Origin of the sequence: Pseudomonas sp. SWRI99 (assembly GCF_014270125.1) — a bacterium.
Lineage (GTDB): Bacteria > Pseudomonadota > Gammaproteobacteria > Pseudomonadales > Pseudomonadaceae > Aquipseudomonas > Aquipseudomonas hamedanensis.
Map to the genome: position 1 here is coordinate 1 of NZ_JABWQR010000050.1, position 20149 is coordinate 20149.

The 20149-nt window shown below is 61.9% G+C and carries 21 protein-coding genes; 11 read left to right on the forward strand and 10 right to left on the reverse strand.

Annotation, left to right across the window (positions count from 1 at the left end; translation table 11 throughout):
- Window positions 1-760 precede the first annotated feature (760 nt).
- From HU743_RS26285 to HU743_RS26295, 3 genes are all read right to left on the reverse strand, one after another.
- A complete protein-coding gene (locus HU743_RS26285) occupies window positions 761-1168 on the reverse strand; it encodes a response regulator (RefSeq protein WP_186620560.1) in 408 nt (135 codons plus the stop codon).
- 71 nt (window positions 1169-1239) lie between these two features.
- The gene (locus HU743_RS26290) at window positions 1240-1452 is read right to left on the reverse strand and encodes a Flp family type IVb pilin (RefSeq protein WP_186652219.1); all 213 of its coding nucleotides are present in this window, start codon (window positions 1450-1452) and stop codon (window positions 1240-1242) included.
- A gap of 121 nt (window positions 1453-1573) precedes the next feature.
- Window positions 1574-1780 carry a Flp family type IVb pilin gene (locus HU743_RS26295; RefSeq protein WP_186652250.1) on the reverse strand — a complete coding sequence of 69 codons (207 nt, stop codon included), beginning with the start codon at window positions 1778-1780 and terminating at the stop codon, window positions 1574-1576.
- Window positions 1781-2119: 339 nt separating this feature from the next.
- On the opposite strand from HU743_RS26295, the gene cpaB reads away from it, so the two are divergent.
- Genes cpaB through HU743_RS26335 form a run of 8 tightly spaced genes read left to right on the forward strand, consistent with a single transcriptional unit; the run spans window position 2120 to window position 9568 of the window.
- Window positions 2120-3061 carry a Flp pilus assembly protein CpaB gene (gene cpaB / locus HU743_RS26300; protein WP_186652222.1) on the forward strand — a complete coding sequence of 314 codons (942 nt, stop codon included), beginning with the start codon at window positions 2120-2122 and terminating at the stop codon, window positions 3059-3061.
- A gap of 20 nt (window positions 3062-3081) precedes the next feature.
- Window positions 3082-4299, forward strand: coding sequence for a type II and III secretion system protein family protein (locus HU743_RS26305; RefSeq protein ID WP_186652224.1), 1218 nt, complete (start codon window positions 3082-3084; stop codon window positions 4297-4299).
- Window positions 4296-5486, forward strand: a complete 1191-nt coding sequence (locus HU743_RS26310; protein WP_186652226.1) for a pilus assembly protein — start codon at window positions 4296-4298, stop codon at window positions 5484-5486. The genes HU743_RS26305 and HU743_RS26310 overlap by 4 nt, the downstream gene beginning before the upstream one ends.
- Complete coding sequence (locus tag HU743_RS26315) at window positions 5483-6751, forward strand: CpaF family protein (protein ID WP_186652228.1); 1269 nt, start codon at window positions 5483-5485, stop codon at window positions 6749-6751. Before HU743_RS26310 ends, HU743_RS26315 begins: the two co-directional genes overlap by 4 nt.
- 17 nt (window positions 6752-6768) lie before the next feature.
- The gene (locus tag HU743_RS26320; RefSeq protein ID WP_186652230.1) at window positions 6769-7653 is read left to right on the forward strand and encodes a type II secretion system F family protein; all 885 of its coding nucleotides are present in this window, start codon (window positions 6769-6771) and stop codon (window positions 7651-7653) included.
- A gap of 1 nt (window position 7654) precedes the next feature.
- Complete coding sequence (locus HU743_RS26325) at window positions 7655-8539, forward strand: type II secretion system F family protein (protein WP_186652232.1); 885 nt, start codon at window positions 7655-7657, stop codon at window positions 8537-8539.
- A 23-nt stretch (window positions 8540-8562) separates the two neighbouring features.
- Window positions 8563-9285, forward strand: a complete 723-nt coding sequence (locus HU743_RS26330) for a tetratricopeptide repeat protein (RefSeq protein ID WP_186652234.1) — start codon at window positions 8563-8565, stop codon at window positions 9283-9285.
- A gap of 10 nt (window positions 9286-9295) precedes the next feature.
- A complete protein-coding gene (locus HU743_RS26335; RefSeq protein ID WP_186652236.1) occupies window positions 9296-9568 on the forward strand; it encodes a DUF3613 domain-containing protein in 273 nt (90 codons plus the stop codon).
- Between the two features lie 818 nt (window positions 9569-10386).
- Here HU743_RS26335 and HU743_RS26340 read toward each other — a convergent pair.
- Together HU743_RS26340 and HU743_RS26345 are read right to left on the reverse strand one after the other, a co-directional pair.
- Window positions 10387-11163 (reverse strand): response regulator, encoded by a 777-nt coding sequence (locus HU743_RS26340; protein ID WP_186652238.1) that lies wholly within the window; start codon window positions 11161-11163, stop codon window positions 10387-10389.
- A gap of 118 nt (window positions 11164-11281) precedes the next feature.
- Window positions 11282-11752, reverse strand: coding sequence for a prepilin peptidase (locus HU743_RS26345; RefSeq protein ID WP_186652240.1), 471 nt, complete (start codon window positions 11750-11752; stop codon window positions 11282-11284).
- Between the two features lie 75 nt (window positions 11753-11827).
- Here HU743_RS26345 and HU743_RS26350 point away from each other — a divergent pair, with 75 nt between their 5' ends.
- Together HU743_RS26350 and HU743_RS26355 are read left to right on the forward strand one after the other, a co-directional pair.
- Window positions 11828-12274 carry a TadE/TadG family type IV pilus assembly protein gene (locus tag HU743_RS26350; RefSeq protein WP_186547455.1) on the forward strand — a complete coding sequence of 149 codons (447 nt, stop codon included), beginning with the start codon at window positions 11828-11830 and terminating at the stop codon, window positions 12272-12274.
- On the forward strand, window positions 12271-15033 hold the full coding sequence (locus HU743_RS26355) for an ATP-binding protein (protein WP_186652242.1): 2763 nt from the start codon (window positions 12271-12273) through the stop codon (window positions 15031-15033). Before HU743_RS26350 ends, HU743_RS26355 begins: the two co-directional genes overlap by 4 nt.
- On the opposite strand, the gene HU743_RS26360 is transcribed toward HU743_RS26355, so the two are convergent.
- The 5 genes from HU743_RS26360 to HU743_RS26380 all read right to left on the reverse strand — a co-directional run bounded on the left by HU743_RS26360 (window position 15018) and on the right by HU743_RS26380 (window position 19530).
- A complete protein-coding gene (locus HU743_RS26360; protein WP_186652244.1) occupies window positions 15018-17015 on the reverse strand; it encodes a pilus assembly protein TadG-related protein in 1998 nt (665 codons plus the stop codon). The two genes, HU743_RS26355 and HU743_RS26360, sit on opposite strands and share 16 nt — an antisense overlap.
- Window positions 17016-17245: 230 nt before the next feature.
- Entirely contained in the window at window positions 17246-17803 is a 558-nt protein-coding gene (locus tag HU743_RS26365; RefSeq protein WP_186620542.1) for a DUF4136 domain-containing protein, read from the reverse strand.
- Between the two features lie 51 nt (window positions 17804-17854).
- Window positions 17855-18466, reverse strand: a complete 612-nt coding sequence (locus HU743_RS26370) for a DUF4136 domain-containing protein (RefSeq protein WP_186652246.1) — start codon at window positions 18464-18466, stop codon at window positions 17855-17857.
- Between the two features lie 12 nt (window positions 18467-18478).
- The gene (locus HU743_RS26375; RefSeq protein WP_186652248.1) at window positions 18479-19228 is read right to left on the reverse strand and encodes a methyltransferase domain-containing protein; all 750 of its coding nucleotides are present in this window, start codon (window positions 19226-19228) and stop codon (window positions 18479-18481) included.
- Entirely contained in the window at window positions 19228-19530 is a 303-nt protein-coding gene (locus tag HU743_RS26380) for a MazG-like family protein (protein ID WP_053116915.1), read from the reverse strand. Before HU743_RS26380 ends, HU743_RS26375 begins: the two co-directional genes overlap by 1 nt.
- Before the next feature lie 241 nt (window positions 19531-19771).
- Between HU743_RS26380 and HU743_RS26385 the strand changes: the two genes are divergently transcribed.
- Complete coding sequence (locus HU743_RS26385) at window positions 19772-20065, forward strand: hypothetical protein (protein WP_186620537.1); 294 nt, start codon at window positions 19772-19774, stop codon at window positions 20063-20065.
- The last annotated feature ends 84 nt before the right edge of the window (window positions 20066-20149 follow it).

Sequence of the window (20149 nt, forward strand, 5' to 3'; positions counted from 1 at the left end):
CTCCTACAGCTTTGATCGTGTGCATCCAGCAAGAAACAGGTCGGCTGTAAGGCCGCCTTCGCTGGCAAGCCAGCTCCCACAGGAATGATGTACATCTGGGAGAGATCGGTTGGCTGTCAGGCCGCCATCAAGAGCAGGCTCACTCCTACAGCTTTGATCGTGTGCATCCAGCAAGAAACAGGTCGGCTGTAAGGCCGCCTTCGCTGGCAAGCCAGCTCCCACAGGAATGATGTACATCTGGGAGAGATCGGTTGGCTGTCAGGCCGCCATCAAGAGCAGGCTCACTCCTACAGTTTTGATCGTGTGCATCCAGCAAGAAACAGGTCGGCTGTCAGGCCGCCTTCGCGAGCAGGCTCGCTCTCACAGAAAAGCAACGCAGCGCAGCTGCCCGCGGCGAAGCCGCCCCACTCAACAATGAGCGTTAGCTCGAGTAACGCTCTTGATCTTGATGCACAGCGCCCGTCGGAAGGCTGAGTGGAGGGATTGATCCGGGCGTGGGAGCGCAGCGACCGTTTGGCGCAGCCAAACACAGCGAGAGGAGGTGCAGCGAAGCAAACCGGAGACGCTGCGCCCGGATCGATCCCGCAGCGAAGGCACCCCGAGCCCAGGCGAGGGGCCGCACGTCAGGGCAAAAGGCCTTTGGTTACTTTGGGCCCCCAAAGTGACCCGCCGTCAGGGCGGAACCGCCAGCCGCAGCACCGAAAAAAACGGATATTCACCCAACCCCCCACCAACACGGTCGGCCCAAAGGCCGCCGAGTTCACCCGGCCTGAACCCGAGGCTTGGGAAACAGATTATCCAGAGTCTCCAACAACCGCACGTGATAAATCGGCTTGCGAAAAAGATCCAGCACCTGCAACCGCAACATGTCGCTGACATCCTCCATATCCGCATGCCCCGACATCACAATCACCGGCAAATGCTCGCGCGACGTGTGCTCGCGCAAGCGCCTGATCAACGACATGCCCGACTCCTCCGGCATGCGCAAATCAGTAATCACCAACGCAATATCCGGATGCCGGGTCAGCAGATGCAACGCCAGCTTCACCGACGTCGCGGTATGACACACAAACCCCTCACCCTCCAGCAACTCAGCCAACTCCAGCAACGCGTCCTCTTCATCGTCAACCAGAAGCAACTGCTGGCGCGGCAGCGAGCGAGAATTCATGGGCAACCCCTGAACACTGAAAGTAACCCCAAGTGTAGCGCGCCATCGACCAGGCGCGAGCGCCAGCCGCGTCAGGGTGTCTGCACCGGCGCCGTCTGCGCGGTGCCGCCGAGAGACACCAGCACGCTGTTGAAGATATCGAAAACCTTGGTACCCAGCGGCGTAATGAACACCACGACCACCACCGCCACCATGGCGACGACAATTGCATATTCAATGGCCGAAGCCGCTTCGGTACTCACCAGAAACGTGCGCCAGCGCGCGATCAGGTATTCAAGGAGCATAAGGTTTCTCCTTTGCGCCAGTGGACCGCCGGATACCGGAAATCCAATGACCTCGACAATGCCTGCGCGGGCCTTGTATCACTGGCTGCTCAGGCATCGAAAAAGAACGGGAAACCTCGTGTCACGTCGTAGGCCTGACCTCGGCGGTTCCACCGAGCTCGGTCAGAATGGCGTTGAAAATCGCCAGGACCTTAGCGCCAATGGGCGTTACAAACACCACAACCACCACGGCCACCATCGCCGCAACGATTGCGTATTCAATAGCCGACGCAGCTTCTTCGCTTTTGCAGAAAGTCCGGGTCCGGGCCAACAGATAATCGAAAGTCATACCAAACATAGCTCCACTCCTTCGCGCCTCTGGCGCCGACAACACTACCGCGGCAAGGTTCCACCGTGCTGCTTGAGCATTGTCAACAAACCCCGTCCCAACAACTGTAAGAACGGATTAATCACAAAGCATTAATCCCACCCTTTCAGCGACGTTTCCTGCTGTTAATTGGCCAAGCCCCATACTTTGGTGGGTTATTTGCCTGTCATTAATGGCGCTTTTGCTTGGATCAGCTAGCTTGGAAATAGCGAAATAGTTGCATGTTCATAGCTGCCGAATCAGTACTCCTCTCGCGAACAAAATGCAGTTGGGTTGTGCAGCAGGAAAGGGAGAGCCGTCATGAACAGTCGCATCACCATGGGCCTTGCCGCGCTGCTGCTGCTCGGTGCTGTTTTCGTCGGTTACTGGGGACTGGTCCTCAGCCGCCAACCGGCCCCTGTCGCCGAGGCGCCCGCAGCGCCAGCCGTCGCCCTTGAAAAAACTGTCGCGATTGCCGAAGACCAGACCCGCCAGGCCGTGGTGGTGCTGCTGCACGATGTGCCGCCCTTCACCCCGCTGACCGCCGCCGATGTGGCCGTGGAAAAACTGCGCAGCGCACCGGCCGGCAGCCTCGCCAGCGTCGACCAGGCCATCGGGCGTACACCTTGGCGCCACCTGCGCGCCGGCACCTGGCTCAACGAGGAAAGTTTTCAGGCCGGCGGCGCCTTGGCGCGGATGATTCACAGCGACGAACGCGCCTTGACCGTGGCCGTCGACGAAGTGATCGGCGCCGCCGGACAACTGCTGCCGGGCGACTACGTGGATGTGCTGCTCTACCTGCGTGAGGATGCGAGCAACCTGCAGCAGTCGGCACAGATCGTCGTCCCGGCCCTGCGCGTGCTCGGCGTCGGTGATCAGTACGGCTTGACCAACGACGGCCAGCCGGCCTCCCCGGCCTTGAGCGCCGAGGAAAAAATCAAACAGGATCAACGCCGGGTTGCCGCGCGCACCGTGGTGCTGGCGGTGCCGGAAAAACTCCTCAGCCGCCTGATGCTGGCGACCCAGGTCGGCACGTTACGCCTGGCCGTGCGCAGCAGCGAAGAGCAGCGCCTGGCCAAATACTGGGCTGGCGAAGGCCAGTCCCCCGCGCAGCTCGACAAAGCCAACAGCCAACTCTTCCAGTTCACCCAACTGGCCTTGGCCGGCGCGCAGAAAACACCGTCCAGCGCTACTTCCAGCGCTGCACCCAGGCCTGCGGTGGAGATCATTCGCGGCAACCAGCTCAGCCAGCAAACCCCATGACGGCGCAAGGATTCAAGTGCATGCAGAGTCGACTCAGACCGACCGTGAAATCTGTACTTCGGGCCTTGTTGCTGCTGGGACTGTCGATGGACGTCGCGCTCGCGGCGGTCGGCAATTGCGCGGCGCTCAGACAACTGCCTTCCGTCATCGAGATCGGCGAGGGCTTTCAGCAGGATATGCAGTCGCCGGTGGCGATCACTCGTCTGGCGATCGGTGATCCGAAAATTGCCGACGTGCACGCCAACGGCAGCGCGTCCTTTCTGCTCACCGGCGTCGGTCCGGGTGCAACCAGCCTGATGGTCTGGACGGCGTGCTCGGCGCAGCCGCAACAGGCCATGGTATTTGTCCAGGGCGCCGCCACCAGCGCCCTGACCAGCCGCGTACCGTCGGACGATCCGAGCCTGCCGTCCCAGGTGCAGACCGACATTCGCTTCGTCGAAGTCAGCCGCACCAAACTCAAGGAAGCCACAGCGTCGCTGATCGGCACCCGCGGCAATTTCCTCTTCGGCTCGCCTGGCACGCTGCCGCCTATCGACGGCGTGCCGCAGCCGCGCCTGCCGGTGGACAACTCGTTGTTCAACTTCTCGTGGATCGGCGGCAAGACCATGGCGATCATCAACGCCCTGGAAACCAGCGGCTTCGCCTACACCCTGGCGCGGCCCAGTCTGGTGGCGCTGAACGGGCAAAGCGCAAGTTTTCTCGCCGGCGGTGAAATTCCGATTCCGGTGCCCAGTTCAGGCAGCGACAGTGTGTCGATCGAGTACAAGGAATTCGGCATCCGCCTGACCCTGACGCCAACCATCATCGGCCGTGACCGCATCTCCCTGAAGGTCGCCCCGGAAGTCAGCGAACTGGATTTTGCCAATGCAGTGAACATTGCCGGCACCACGGTGCCGGCGCTGACCATCCGCCGCACCGACACCAGCGTGTCGCTGGGCGATGGCGAAAGTTTCGTCATCAGCGGCCTGATCAGCACCACCAACAGCTCGCAAGTGAACAAGTTTCCCGGCCTGGGCGACATTCCGGTGCTGGGTGCGTTTTTCAAGGGGTCGCAAATCAAGCGCGAAGAACGTGAATTGTTGATGATCGTCACTCCGCATCTGGTGCACCCGCTGGCCGCCGATGCGCAACTGCCGTCGTTACCGGGGGAAAAACTGCGTAACTACGACCCCAACTTCTACCGCATGTTTTTCCTCGAAAACGGTAATTTCGACAAGCGCAGCGGGTTGTCCCAATGAACCAGAACCTGAGCCAGACCTTCCTCGCCATCACCCGCAACAGCACCGACCTGGAGTGGCTGCAAAGCGCCCTCGCGCCGCTGGGCCAAGTGGTCAGCGCCGGTGCCGGCAGCCTTGACGAACTGCTGGCACTGGTCGATGTGACGTTCGCCCATTTGGTCTTCGTCGGTCTTGACCGCGAGCATATCGTGGCCCAGAGCGCGCTGATCGAAGGTGCGCTGGAAGCCAAGCCGATGCTGGCGATCGTCGCCCTGGGCGACGGCATGGACAATCAGCTTGTGCTGAACGCGATGCGCGCCGGCGCGCGGGACTTTGTCGCCTATGGCTCACGTTCCAGTGAGGTCGCCGGGCTGGTGCGGCGTCTGAGCAAAAGGCTGCCGGCGGTCGCGCCGAACACGCAATTGGGTGGCCTCACCGTCCTGTACGGAGTGCAGAGCAGCTCGGACGGCGCCTTGCTCGCCAATCACATGGCGATGGTGGTGCAGCAAAGCGGCCAGCAAACGCTGCTGCTCGATCTCGGCCTGCCCCGCGGCGACAGTCTCGCGCTGCTGGGCCTGGAAAGTTCGTTTCACTTCGGCGATGCCTTGCGCCACTTGCGCCGCCTCGACGCTACGCTGATCGACAGCGCTTTTACCAGTGCCGACAACGGCCTGCGCATCCTCGCCTACGCCAGCACCGACGAGCCGCTGGAGACCACCAGTGCCGCCGAGCTGTACATGCTGCTCAGCGCCCTGCGCCAGCACTTTCAGCACATCGTGGTGAACCTCACCGGGCAAGCGGACAGCGAAGCGTTGCGCACCTTCGTCAGCCACTGCGACAAGCTGCTGTGGTACACCGATCAGAACGTACTCAACTGCCGGCGCAACCTCGCGGTGCTCAACCTGTGGCGCGAAAAAGGCATGAAGCTTGAGCACGGGCGACTGCTGATCGACCGCTATCTGAGCCACGTTGCCCCCGATTCGGAAACCCTCGGCAAGACCTTTAATCTGGAAGTATTTGCGGTGCTGGCCTTCAATCCGGAAGTGCGCCTGAATGCAAAAAACCAGGGCGTGAGCCTGTTCGAACTGGCCCCACGGGAAAAACTCACCCAGAGCCTGCGCACCCTCGGCGAACGCCTGGCCAAACGCTCGGAAGGCCTGAGCAAACCGAAGGTGACCTGGTTCGATCGTCTGCGAGGCAACTCATGAGCGCAGAAAAACTGTTTGGCTCGACGCCACGCGGTGCGATCGGCAACACCGATCACGAGGGCCTGAAGCTGGTTCTGCATCGCTACATCATCGACGCCATCGAAGAGTCGGGAAAAAACCTGCTGGAAGGCGCGCGCCCGCAACTGGCGCACTTCGTCACCGACAAGGTCGCCGAATACATCGCCCGCCTCCACCTGGCGATCTCCCGCTACGAAATGGAGCGGCTGGGCGAGGAAATCGTCGACGAACTCACCGGTTTCGGCCCGCTGGAAGTGTTGCTGCGCGACCCGTCGGTGACGGAAATTCTGGTCAACGGTCCGCACCGGGTGTTCATCGAGCGCGACGGCGTACTGCACCAGAGCGACCTGCGCTTTATCGATGCGCACCACGTCGAGCGGGTCATGCAGCGCATCCTCGCGCCGCTGGGACGGCGCCTCGATGAATCTTCGCCGATGGTCGACGCACGCCTGCCCGACGGTAGCCGGGTCAACGCGATCATCCCGCCGATTGCCCTGGACGGCCCGTGCCTGTCGATTCGCAAGTTTCGCAAGGACATGCTCAAAAGCACCGACCTGATGGCCATGCAGACCATCGATCTGGCGATCTTCGAGTTTCTGCAGGACGCCGTTGGCAAGCGCTGCAACATTCTAATCAGCGGCGGCACCGGCACCGGCAAGACCACGCTGCTGAATATTCTCAGCCAGTTGATCAATCCTCACGAGCGTCTGGTCACCATCGAAGACGTCGCCGAACTGCAACTGGGCCACCCTCACGTCGTGCGCCTGGAAACCCGTCCGCCGAACGCCGAAGGCCACGGCGAAGTGAAGGCCAGCGACCTGATCCGCAACGCCCTGCGCATGCGTCCCGACCGGATCATCCTCGGTGAAATCCGCGGCGTCGAAGTGGTCGATGTGCTCACGGCCATGAACACCGGCCATGACGGCTCGATGAGCACCGTGCACGCCAACAATGCCCAGGATGCCTTGCTGCGCCTGGAGACGCTGGTGGGCCTGACCGGACGTTCCATCGCCGAACGCACCCTGCGCCAGATGATCTGCGCCGCACTCGATGTGATCATCCAATTGACGCGCATGCCCGACGGCCGCCGCTGCGTCAGCGAAGTGGTGGAAGTGGTCGGCATCCGCGAAGACGTCTACGTCACCAACACCCTGTTCCGCCTCGACCGCCGTACGGGTTTCGGCTTCCTGCGCGAAGCGGTCAATCCGGCCGGCGACAAGTTGCGCCACGACACCCACCTGGGCTGACGGCAAGGAGCTCGCAGATGCTGGGACCGCTTGTACTGATCGCCCTTTGCCTGGTCTTGCTCGGGCTGTCGATCCATCTCTTTGTGCAGGGTCTGCGCAAGACCGCGACGGAAAAAGTCCTCAGCCGACTGGCCGCCGGTCAGCCGCAACTGACCGCCGAACAGCCGAAGCGGGTCGGCCTTGAACGGATGTTTTTGCGCGCCGGCCTTGGGCGCCCGAGCGAGCGTTTGGGTGTGTGGCTGAGCCTGTGGGCCTTGGCGATGGGCCTGGGGTTTTTAACCGCCAGTTGGGCCGGGCTGCTGATCATGCTCATCGCCCCGCCAGTGGCCTTGCGGGTGTACATCGCCATCCGCTATCAGCGCCGGATCAAACGCATGATCGAGCAACTGCCGCAATTGCTCGACCACACCGTGCGCAGTCTCAAGTCCGGGCGCACCCTCAGTGACGCGGTGCTGGGCGCCATCGAAGCCAGCGAGGACCCACTGAAAACCGCCATGGGCCGGGTGCAGCGCAACGTGCAACTGGGCGTCAACCTGCCGGATGCGATCAGTGATTTTGCCGAACTCTACGAGCAGGACGAACTGCGCATGTTCGCCCTGGGCCTGAAGGTCAACCACCGCTACGGCGGCAACGCCAGCGAGCTGTTGGAGAACCTGATCAAACTGATCCGCGAACGCGACCAGGGCGCACGCCAACTGCGCGCACTGACCGGCGAAACACGCATGACCGCCTGGGTGCTGGGTTCGCTGCCGTTGATCCTGGTCAGCTATTTCATGCTGACCAACCCCGGCTACATGCTGGGCATGTGGAACGACTCCGGCGGCCAGACCATGCTGCTCACTGCCGCGAGCTTGCAGGTGTTTGGCAGTCTGGCGCTGTGGCGCATGTTGCGGAGCGTCTGAGATGGTCTGGCTCGCCGCCCTCCTGCTGTTGCTCGGCGCCCTGTTGCTGGCGGGCAATCACTGGCTGACCGAACGCCGCCGCGCCCGTCAGATCAGCCTGCGCCTGCAAGGGCAACTGGTGCGCGAGAATCGCTTCGGCCACTGGCTGCGGGCACTGGGCAACAGCCGCTTCGGCCAGCGTTCGGTGAGCATCGACAGCGAAACCCAGACCCTGCTCAGCCGCCTCGGCTGGCGGCGCGCCAACGAGCGCGCACTGTTCGCCGCCTGCCAGATCGGCACGCCATTGCTGGCCCTGGGACTGGCGGTCTTTCTGCAAGAAGTGTTTTTCCCCCAGGCGACCCACCGCTGGCTGGCGCCGATGTTCGCCGCCGGGGGCGGCTATTTGCTGCCCAAACGCATATTGGCCTATGCCGCCGCACGCCGACAGAAAACCATCGCGGTGGAGATTTCCACGTTTATTCCGCTGCTGCGCATCCTTTTCGAATCCGGCATGGCCGTCGAACAAGCCCTGCGCGTGCTCAGCACCGAAGGGCACAAACTGCTGCCGGAACTGACCCGCGAACTGCGCCTGCTGCTGACCCGGGTCGACTCGGGCCTGGAATTGGGGCAGGAACTGCACAAGACCGCGGTGATGCTCGCCGTCGACGAATTCACCGACACCTGCGTCATCCTCCACCAGTTGATCCACCAGGGCGGCGGTGCGATGAAATCGTTGCTGGCGCTCAAGCAACTGCTGGACGACCGACGCCTGACTCGCTTGCAGGAATACATCTCGAAAATGTCGGCGAAGATGTCGGTAGTGATGATGCTGTTTCTGTTTCCAGCCCTGCTGATCGTACTGGCCGGCCCGGGCTTCACCGCAATCACCCGGGCGTTTGCAAACTGACGCTGGCTCATGGAGAGCGCTTGATGAAACTACTGATAATCGTCGCAAGCCTGTTGCTGCTCGGCGGCTGCGCCACCGACGGCCAGGCACCGTGGACCTCGCTGCTGTCGCCGGCCAGTTGCAGCAAACTGACCTCGGAGCAAGAACTGGCCCTGAACCTGGCGGACGATCTGGCCAACGACGACAAGCTCCACGCCAGCCTCGCGAACCTGCAAAGCCTGCCAGACAACCTCAGCGAAGTACGCCTGCGCAAAGCCAAGGTCTATCGCCTGCTCGGCCGCAACGAAGCCGAGCCGCTCTACCGCAGCCTGCTCGGCGGCTGCCTCACCGCCCAGGCCGAACACGGTCTGGGCCAACTCTACGCCGCCCGCGGCGACAACGGCCAGGCCCAGGCCCACTTGCAACGCGCCGTACGCCTGGCCCCGACCGACGAAAAAATTCGCAACGACCTGGGCGTGGTCTACCTCAACCAACTGCGCCTGAACGAGGCCCGATTCGAATTCCTCACCGCCATTGAACTCACTCAGGACAACCAGTTGGCGACACTGAACATGGTCACTTTGCTGCTATACCAGAACAACTGGCAGCAAGCCGCCGAAATCGTCAGCCGCTCGAAACTGACCCCCGAACAATTCACCGAAGCCCGGCAACGCGCAGAAAAACTGAAAACCCCAATCAACGCCAAAGCAGCGCCCGGCGATCAAGTCGCAGCCGTCATCGACCCGCTGCCGCCGTCGGTCAAATAAGGAGCCCGCCATGAACACCCTCAAAGGCCTGTGCTACCTCACCCTGCTCACCCTGCCCGTGAACACCCACGCCATCGACGCCGGCCCGGCCTCGGCGCAACAACAGGAAACCGAAGGCTGGCTCCTCCTGCAAAGCCGCAACAAAGCCGCCTCCGCCAACCCCCAAAGCGCCACCGCTACCGAACGCGAACTGGCGATGCAGCGCTGGCTGAAGAAATACCAATACGAAATTCCGGATTTTTATGACCCGGATGCGGGGGGGAAGATCGAGAGCAAGAATTAGTTTTTTGGTGCCTTTGGGTAGCCTTCGCTGGCAAGTCAGCTCCCACAGTTGGGATTGGGTGAATCTGATGGCAATCAGGTGGCTGGTCGGACGTCTTCGCGAGCAGGCTCACTCCTACAGTAGGATTGTGGTGGGTCAGGAGGAAATGGGGCGGCTGGCAGGTCGCCTTCGCTGGCAAGCCAGCTCCCACAGTTGGGATTGGGTGAATCTGATTGAGATGAGGCGGCTGGTCGGACGCTTTCGCGAACAGGCTCACTCCTACAATTGAATCGCGTGGAGTCTGATGAATATGGGTCGGCTGGCAGGCCGCCTTCGCTGGCAAGCCAGCTCCCACAGAAAAGCAAAGCAAACCGCGTTGGCTTCTAACCACTCAGCACAATGAGCGTTAGCTCGAGTACCGCTTTTGCTTCTCACCACTCAACACGATGAGCGTTAGCTCGAGTACCGCTTTTGCTTCTCACCACTCAACACAATGAGCGTTAGCTCGAGTAAAGCTCTTGATCTTGATACACGGCGCCCGTCGGAAGGCTGAGCGGAGGGATTGATCCGGGCGTGGGAGCGCAGCGACCGTTTGGCGCAGCCAAACACAGCGAGAGGAGGTGCAGCGAAGCAAACCGGAGACGCTGCGCCCGGATCGATCCCGCAGCGAAGGCACCCCGAGCCACAGCGAGGGGCCGCACGTCAGGGCAAAAGGCCTTTGGTTACTTTGGGCCCCCAAAGTCACCCGCCGTAAGGGCGGAACCCTAAGCAGCCGTTACCGCAGCAACGGATATGCCCCCCAAAACCCAAACAACATGGCCGGCCCAAAGGCCGCCAAGTCAATGCGCCGTCACCCGAACCTGACGCACAGTAGCAGCACCGGGCGACAAGGCCAGCGCCAGCTGCGTCCGATTATGCATATGCGTCAACCGCAACACCTGCGACACATACAACTTCACCGTGTTCTCGGTAATCCCCAACTCACAGGCAATCTGATAATTGGTCTGCCCCTTGCCCACCAGCCGCGCAACATCAAGCTGGCGCGGCGACAACTGATCGAAGATCGCCGGCATCTGCGCCGCGTCCCCGCCGAGCATGTCACTGACCACCGCCGCCGGCTGACGACGCACCTTGTCCAGATCCTGATAAAGGTCATCAATCGACTCGGACAAGAACTGCAACTTCTGATTCAGATGCCCCAGGTGCAGATTTTTTTGTCGCTCCTGCAGAGCCAGCTCCTGGCGCTTGACCCCTTCAAGCAGCTCATCCAGATCCACCGGCTTCTGGTAGTAATCGGCAATCCCGGCCCGCAACGCCTTGATCACATCCTGCTTGTCGGCTCGCCCGGTGAGCATGATCGCCTCGAACACCCGATGCTGGCCGGCCAGCTTTTGCAGCGCCTGGATCAACTGAATGCCGTCCATGTCCGGCATATGCAGATCGCTGAGCACCAGCCCGATCTCCGCATCCACGCTGAAACGCTCGATCGCCTGCTGACTGGAATGACACGGCACGCAACGGTAGCCACTGCTTTCAAGAAATTCACAGAGTTCTTCAACGATCAGCGATTGATCATCGACAACCAGAATTTTTACTGCAGAGATTAGCTTGTTCACGAACCACTCCCTTGCTCGGGCCAAAGCTGACGGTTTCTGCACTTTGGCGGTGTGATCACCTCGTCTGAAGTTAGACGCACTTTCCGACTATGTACATAGGACTAGTGGCAACTGGCGATTAATGGATCCAGGGAAGTAAAAGCAGCACACCGATCAGCACAAAGGGTGCAAATGGCAGCTTTTCTGACGTATGCGGGGCCAGATGATGAAAACGTTGCCTAAGCCCTTGAGACATATGAAGCCAGACTCTTGGCGCCAGCAGCAGCCAGAGCAGACTCGCGACGCCAGCGCCGATAAACGCGCCGAGAATGAACAGACCGTTCGTCGCAAGACCCAGAGCTGTCATTAATTTCACATCGCCGGCGCCCATGCGCCCCATGACGTAACCGGGCAGTGTCAGCACCAGCGCAATCAGACAAGCCCAGCCGCCCTGCCCCGCGTCAGCCCCAAGCCAGGTGTTGCCGGTCGACAGTAGCCAGACCAGCGCGAAGGCACCTGCGCCGAACGTCCAGGCATTGGAAATTTGCCGTTGCCGGGCGTCTTGCACAGCGCAAAGTGTCAGCCAAATCAGGAGGAAGAAAATCTGCATCCGCTAAAAACCGTCCGTGTTGGCTGAATGATTCTATGCTCAGACTACGCAGTGACTGTCAGGGTAGACGCACGGATGAGAACCGGCTTTCGGAAGTCGCAAAAAGGTGCGGTGGCGATTGAATTCGCTTTGGTGTTCATCATTTTTTTCGCCGTGTTTTACGGCCTGGTCAGCTACAGCCTGCCTTTTGTAATGATGCAATCGTTCAACGAGGCCACCGCTGAAGCGGTGCGCCGCAGCGTCGCGGTCGATCCGACTACACCCAACTACTCGACGGTCGTGGTCAATACCGCCAATGCCGCCCTGACCCAGCGATTGCAATGGCTGCCAACGGCGCTGAATCTGGTGATCGGGGTCGACACCAGCGCGGTCTATGACGCCGCCACCGGCACCTTGACGGTCACGGTGAATTACCCGGTCAGCAAACTCAATCAGGTCATGCCCTTTCTGGTGCTGCCGGGGATCGGCACCGTGCCCAACCTGCCCAGTCACCTGACTGCCGCATCGAGCCTGCAATTTTGACCGCCGGGGACAATCTTTTCGGGCGCCTGCTCAAGCGCGCACCGACCGCCGCCCACGAGTTGCCTGATCCGCTCGGCGCGCAGAGCACCGGTTTGCACCTGTATCTGGACGGCGCGGGTGGCGTCCTGCAAATGGCCGGACCGCTGCGCCATTTGCTGGCGCAGCACCCCCCCCACGGCCAGCCGCTACCGTTGAGTGCGTATCTGCTGGCGCACAGCACGCTGGCCGTTGAGGGACAGCCCCGGGACTGGCAAGGCCAAGTGCTCGACCTCGATTTTTCCAGCCACGGCGAGCAGCCCCTGCACCTGCGCGGCTGGGTACAGCCGCTGGGCGAAGGTTGGCTTTTGCAACTGATCGATATCGCCGACCTGCTGCGCGAACGCCAACAGTCGCGCCATCGCGAGGCCTGCCAGACCCTCGCCGCACAAGTCAGCGAACGCCTGCGCACGTGCAGCCTGACACGCTTGCCGGCGGTGCTTGGCGAACAACTGCAAGCCATCGCGCAACACTGGCACATCCCCTGCCTGGCCGTGGCCTTGCTCGATGAGCAGGGCCAGGGCTGGCAGATACACCAAGCGTTTCACCGCCACGATGCTCCGCAACTGTGGCAGGACGGTCAACGCCTGGGCACCGCGCTGGACAGTCTGAACGGCACCGCGCCGCAACGTTTCGGCGCTCATCATGGTTTGCAGGAGCACACTCGGGTGCAGGCGATCTTCGCCAGCGCCAGCGGTTTTGCCGTGCCATACAGCAATGACCAGGGGGTGGTGGCGTGGCTGCTCTGCGGTGTTTACGCCGTCGATCAAGCCGCCCCCTCGCTGACGGACCGGGACTGGCTGTCATTGGCCGGTGCACTGGCCGGCCCGCTGCTCAGCCGCTTGCGCGAGCAACAGCATCAGCAGTCGATGGAGCGTCTTGAATCCCTGCAAACCCTGCTCGGCACCGGCTGGTGGGAAATCAGCGACGCCGGCGGGATTGCTTTGGCGCCATCGCTGGCCGCCACGCTGCACCTCAACGACGCCAGATTGCCCGTCGAAGACTGGCTCAAGCATATCCATCCCGCCGATCGCGATGAGTTGCGCAGCCGCTTGCACGCCCTGCAACGGCAAGGAGAAGCGCTGACCTTGTGCGTCCGTCTGCACCACACCGACACAGGACAACCACCTGCCTGGTACCGCATCCAGGGCCAAGTCAGCGGTACCGGCGAGCATCGGCGTCTGGTGGGATTCATGCTCGACATCAGCGACATCCAGAACCAGCAGCAACTGGCCGCTGCCGCTCATGCTCGGCTGGACAACCTGATCGCCAGTTCGCCGGCGGTGATTTATGTCCAGCGCTATGAGGAAGGAGCCCTGCACCCGGCGTTTTTCAGCGCCAGCCTGCAACCCCTGCTCGGCTGGACGCTGGAAGAGTGCAGCGCGGCCGGCCTGATCGAGCGCGTGCACCCCGAAGACCGCGAGGTGTATTTCGAGCGCAGCCGCCAGTTGCTGCGCGAAGGCTCGGTGCGCACGCGTTATCGGCTGCGTGACCGCCGGGGCGATTATCACTGGTTGCTCGATGAGGCCAGGCTGTTGCGCAACGATCTCGGCCTGCCGGTCGAAGCGGTCGGTCTGTGGCTCGACGTTACCGACGCCACCCTGGCCGCCGAGCAGGTTCGGCTGAACGAAGAACGCTACCGGATTCTCGTCGAAGACTCGCCCGCGATGATCTGCCGCTACCGCCCGGACCTGACGCTGACCTTTGCCAACCGGCCGCTGGCGACTTATCTGGAATGCACGCCGGAACAGGTGCCGGGCATCGACCTGGGCGGCTGGATGTCCGACGAACAACGCAGCGCATTTGTTCAGCGCCTGGCCCTGCTGACCCCGCAACAGCCGGTGAGCACCGCCGAAATCAGCCTGCAATTGCCTGGCCGTGAACACGCCTGGTGGGTCTGGTCGGATCGCGGTGTGTTCGATGAAAGCGGGCAGTTGCTTGAAATCCAGGCCGTGGGGCGCGACAACACCGAGGTACGCCGCTCGCAGCAGCAACTCACGCAAAGCGCGAAGATGGCCACGCTCGGCGAAATGGCCACCGGCCTTGCCCATGAAATCAATCAGCCGTTGAACGTGATGCGCATGGCCATCGTCAACGTGCTCAAGCGCCTGAACAACGGCGAGGTGCAACTCGATTACCTGATCGACAAACTCAACCGCATCGACTCCCAGGTGCAGCGCGCCGCCAAGGTGGTGGATCACATGCGGGTGTTCGGCCGACGTTCGGAAATCGAGCAACAGCTGTTCAACCCCGCTTCGGCCATTGAGGGCACGCTGTCGCTGCTGGCCGAAGGCATGCGCGGCAAAGGCGTGGACCTGCGCATCAGCGCGACCGGCTTCGAGGCTCGGGTGTGCGGTTACGTCGATCAGCTTGAGCAAGTGTTGATCAACCTGATGGTCAACGCTCGCGACGCCCTGCTGGCCAAGCGCGTGAACGATTCCGCGTTCAAGCCATGGATTTCGATCTATGCCGAGCGCGACGAGGAGAACGTGCGGCTGTGGGTCGAGGACAATGGCGGCGGCATCGATCCGCGATTGCTCGAGCGGATTTTCGAGCCGTTTTTCACCACCAAACCGATCGGTGTCGGCACGGGCCTGGGGCTGTCGGTGAGTTACGGCATCATCGCCAATATGGGCGGACACCTGAGCGTGTGTAACTCGGTGGAGGGCGCACGGTTTTGCATAGAATTGCCTTTGGCAACAGACGCTCAAATCACCAGATAAGCCTTGCCGGTCTGGCCGCAAGTCATGTTGGCGCCGACGTCGACGTCCATCAGGTTGATGCCCAGACCGCTGAGCAGGTTGTTCAACAACGGGTCGAGCAAGGGGCTGATCAGCCCGGTGACGACAGGTAACAAGCGGGTGCTGACATCGCCGATCAACGAGGCCACACCCGTGATGACGGCGCCCAGCGGGTTGCTGCCTACCGGTTTGTAGACGATCAGATTGATCCCCGCCAGGGTGTTCGACAGGCTGCCGACGATATTGCTGGTCGGCGCCGCGGACTGGATGCTCGGTGGCAGCTTGAGGTTGGCGGGCGTGGCGAAGGGTGTGTTGCTGGAAAAAATCAGATTCTGGGTATTTTCCGCCACGCTGGTGTCGAGCTTGAGGGCGATGCCACCCGCGCCGAATTGAACATGCGTGGCGGGATTGCAACTGCCGATGCCGAGAATCTTGTGGCAGGTCACGATACCCAGATCAACCAGCGGCAACGGTGCAACCGTAGGCTTGGCTGCCGAAGAGAACGCAAGGGTCGGGTCGATCTTGCCAAGCATGAGGTCAGCAACCGAGGTAACGGTGTGGGCGGTCAGGCTTTTGCTGCCGGTGTTGCCCGTCGGGCAGCGGAAGTCGGTGACATAACTTTCAGCGCCGCCGGCATCCAGTGCGATGTCGATTTGCGGTAACGGCAGCAGCTTCGGGGCGAGCTGTTCGCAACCGGCGCCCAACAGGCAACCGAGCGAGTTGAGCGTATCCACCAGATTCAGGCTCAGCAAAGCATTAAGCGTCGGCGTCAATGTGCCAACCAGTCCCAGCACTGCATTCTCCAATCCCGTAACCCCGGTCAACACCGGCAAATTCACCGACAGCATCGTACGAACCTGCGCCGTGCGCACATAAATCCGGTCTGGCCCCAGCGGGTCGGCCTTGGCCCGGGCCGGGTCGCCGATGGCGGAAAACTGCGGCGGCTCGATAACCTTCACCCGTACCGTGACACCCGCCAGACCGAGCACATTGACCGGCAAGGTCGCCGCCACCGCACTTTTGCTGTTGGCCAGTTGCACCACGCCTTGCACCAGTTGCAACAACTGCAGATTCGCATCCAGACCCGCCGCCGTGGTGCCGGTCTGCAGTTGCAGAATTTCACCCAGCCTGACCGGCGCGGCGTTGGCCGCCGCTACCTGTAACTGACCCAGCGCAGTGATCACCTGGGCCGTCGCGCCATCGAGTTGCACCACCGTCGCGGCGGCCTGGAGTAATTGGGTCACGGTGGCTTGGGTATTGAGCAACTGTGTGTAATTCCCGGCAGCGACGTTAAGGTTGATCGCCAGTTGATCGAGGTATTTGAGCAGGTTGATGTCGGTGTTGAGCAGGCCCTCCCAGCCCAGCGCCGTGAGGCTGACGTTACCGCCGAGCAGCCCGGAAAACAGCGGATTGAGAATGTTCGAGCGGGCGGTATCGACGCTCGCCAGAGTGCTGCGAATATTTAACTGGGCGATGGTCGGCTGGGGTTTGGCGGCAACTGCCGAGGCATTGAGGGTGGTGTTGAGGCTGACCGGCGCGGCACTGAACAGCGCCTGCACACCACCGGCGAAACTGCTGGTCAGTGTGCGGCTGGCGGCGACTCTGACCGCGCCCGACTGAGTGGCATCCAGGGTAAAGGTGCGTAAACCGCTGGCGGCGGTCACCAGCATGCCGCAGGTGGTGGCGAGGGTGTTGCCGGCGTTGACGATGTAGCCGTTACGCAGCGCGCTTTGCCCGGCGAAAGTGGCCGCTGTCAGCCCGGGCAGGCAATTGCCGCCGCGACTGACGGCTTCGAGCGCGGCGTTGTCCACCACGCGCTGCAGTTTGCGCTGCTCCATGTACAGACGGCCTGTGTCGACCACCAGCAGCATCAACACCAGCGCCAGACTGAGCGTGGCGGCCGCCATCAAGCCGATCGCGCCGCGTTGCCGGGTCGGGCCGTTGAGTTGCGAACCAGGCAACATGGCGCACTCCTTTGCCGGCGCGATGCCGAGCGCTGCCTCCATTGGTGGGCTTGAGTGTAGACGCGGTGGAGCGAGCGTGCTGGCGTCGCGCAATGCCAGTCACATACCCCTGTAGGAGTGAGCCTGCTCGCGATAGCGGTGTGTCAGGCACATATTACCTGGCTGATACACCGTTATCGCGAGCAGGCTCACTCCTACAAGGGATTTGTGTCTGGCTAGAAAAAGGGGGCTCAACGCGGTGGATAGTTCGCCAGAATCCGCGCCACCGTTTCGCGGATGGCACTGCTGCGATCTTCCGGGTTCGGCCGGCTGGCGAGCATCTGCTCATCGCTGCCGCGCCAGACCAGTTTGCCGTCCTTGCCGTCCAGCAGGTCGATCTGCACGGTCGCGACCTTGTAAGTGATGTTGCGCGTCTCGTTGTACATCGGCGCGCCCCAGTAGCCGTTCCACGGGCCGCCCCAACCGCCGCCGTAATTGGTCGTCACTTGCTGCTGGCGATCCTCGACGATCAGATAAGCCTGCACATTCAAGTCAGCCCTGGCGCCGGCAGTGGCCGGGCGCAAACCGCGCTGATCGAGTTGGTCGGCCACTGCCTGGCGGATGCGTTGCTCGGTCAGGTCGCTCTTGATGCGCGGGTCATCGGGGCGATATTGCAGGGCGGGTTCTTTCCAGCTCCAGTTGCGATACGCGGCAAAGTCGCGGCTGGCGTCGAAATCATGATTAACCTGGTTGGACGCGCACGCAGTGAGCAGCGCGACCATGACCAGTAAAGCGAGACGACGGAACATGGGCTTTTCTCCGGTTGAAGACATGAACCCGCGGGAGCTTTCAAACAGCCGCTAAGCGGGAGGATACGCCGACAGGGCCTTTTCCACAGCGTCGCGGATCGAGTCGCTGCGCTCGATCTGATTGCCTTGAGCGCCGGTTTCGGCGCTGGCACTCCAGACCGGTTGACCGGTGCCCGCGTCAAACAGCTCAACCCGCACCACGACGACTTGCTCCTGGTAAGTGCGCACGATCGGCACCGTGTTGTACATGCCGTAACCGCGTCCATATCGATCATAGCCGCCGTAGCCACCGTAGGAGCCATAATCGTCGCGCACCTGGCGCAAACGGGTTTCCAGATGCAGGTTTGCGCTGACCCAAAGATCGGCCGGGCGATGATCGTGCAGCGGACGCAAGCCGCGCTGGTCGAGGGCATTGCTCACGGCTTCGGCCACCTGCGCCGAATCGGCCCATGCGCTGCCTGGCGGCAGTTGCCCGTTGAGCCACGTCCAACTGCGATAGCGTGCGTAATCGCGAGGTGGCGCCGGGTAAGCGCTACGGTCAAACGTGTTGGCCGCTTGCACGGGCGCGGGCGGCAAGGGCCGCGACTGCGCCACGTAGGGGTTGCTGCCCTGGCAGGCGGCCAACCCCAGACACATCAGCAATAACCCGGAATGAGCGTTCATGTGAGGCTCCCGTCAGATCGGCCGGCAGATCCAGTGCAGGTAGCGCCCAAGCCCGGCGAAGCTTGGGTGACGGCGGTGTGCGAGTTCCATTTCGAGCAAATCCGCCAATGGCGCGCGGCCCTGGAATTCCACCGGCATGTAATCGTGAAAAACCCGCACCCCGCTCTGGCTTTCGACCTGCCACAAACCGTCGAGTTGCGTTGCCAGCTCCCGCGGGTCGAGTGGCTGCTGCGGGGTCAGGCTCTGTTTTTCGCCGGCCATGACGTTGCTGCGCATTTTCTTGAAATGGCCCTTGAGCAGATTGCGGTAAATCAGCGCGTCGCGGTTGTAGAACGCCAGCGACAACCAGCCGTCGGGCCGGGTCAGTTGATGCAACACCGGCAGGATCGCATGGGGTTCGGCCAGCCACTCGAGCACGGCGTGACAGATCACCAGATCGTAACGTTCAGTGAGTTGCCCTGGCAGCTCCTGCCATGGCGCCTGAATGAATGTCGCGCTGTGCCCGGCCTCGGCGAACCGCTGGCGCGCGCCTTCGAGCATTGGCGCGGCCGGCTCGGTGAAGGTGATGTCGTGACCGCGTTCCGCCAGCCACAGCGACATGTGCCCCAGGCCACCGCCGATGTCGAGCACACGCAACGAGCGATCCGGCAGCGCTTCGGCGAGGTCGGCCTGCAACACCGCGAGGCGGATCGCGCCTTTGGCACCGCCGTAGATTTTTTCGGCGAACCGCGTCGCCAACTGATCGAAATGCCGGTCGCCCATCAGCTGAACCGCCGTTCGCTGTCGGCGAGCTTGGCGCGCACCACCTCGTTCATGTCCAGGCCCAACTCGCTGCACAGCAGCAACAGATACAGGACGATATCGCCGACTTCCTGCCCGGCGTGAGCCAGTTTGTCAGCGGGCAACTGGCGCGACTGGTCTTCGCTCAGCCACTGGAAGATTTCCACCAGCTCGGACATTTCGACGCTGGCGGCCATGGCGAGGTTTTTCGGGCTATGAAATTGCCGCCAGTCATTGCGGTCGCGAATGGCGTGCAGGCGTTCGGTCAGTTCAACAAGGTTCATCGGGCTCTCCTGAAGGCGTATAGCTTCGGGGGGATACCCACCGAAGGCAAGGGTTGCCGGTGAACTATTGTGGGAGCGAGCCTGCTCGCGAAGGCGGCTCATCCAGACTTGATTGGACTGACACGGCGCTTTCGCGAGCAGGCTCGCTCCCACACAATCCCCGTGCAAACCTTCTATCATGCAGGGAACTCGGCCACCCTCGGTGTGGCCCAAGGCTCAGCTCTTTCATCAGGATGCACACATGCGTGTAGAAAGCTTTTTCGAATGGCTCGGCCAGGCGCTCGGCTCGGTGATCCGGTTTATCGTCGACGGTCTCAGCGGCTTGTTCAATATGCTCAGCAATGCCGGCAGCAACTTTGTCGATGGTTTGGCACAAACGCTGGGGATGGATACCTCGATCATTAGCATTCTTGCGCTGATTGTCGGGCTGATGCTGCTGTGGTCCGCGATCCGGGCGTTCATGAATGCGTCGATCATTGCCGGGATCATCTGGTTGCTGCTGGGGTTGTGGTTGTTGAGCTGGATCATTCACTGACACCACCGCCCCCTGTGGGAGCGAGCCTGCTCGCGAAAGCGCTGTGTCAGTCAAATCAGCTCTGGATGATCCATCGCCTTCGCG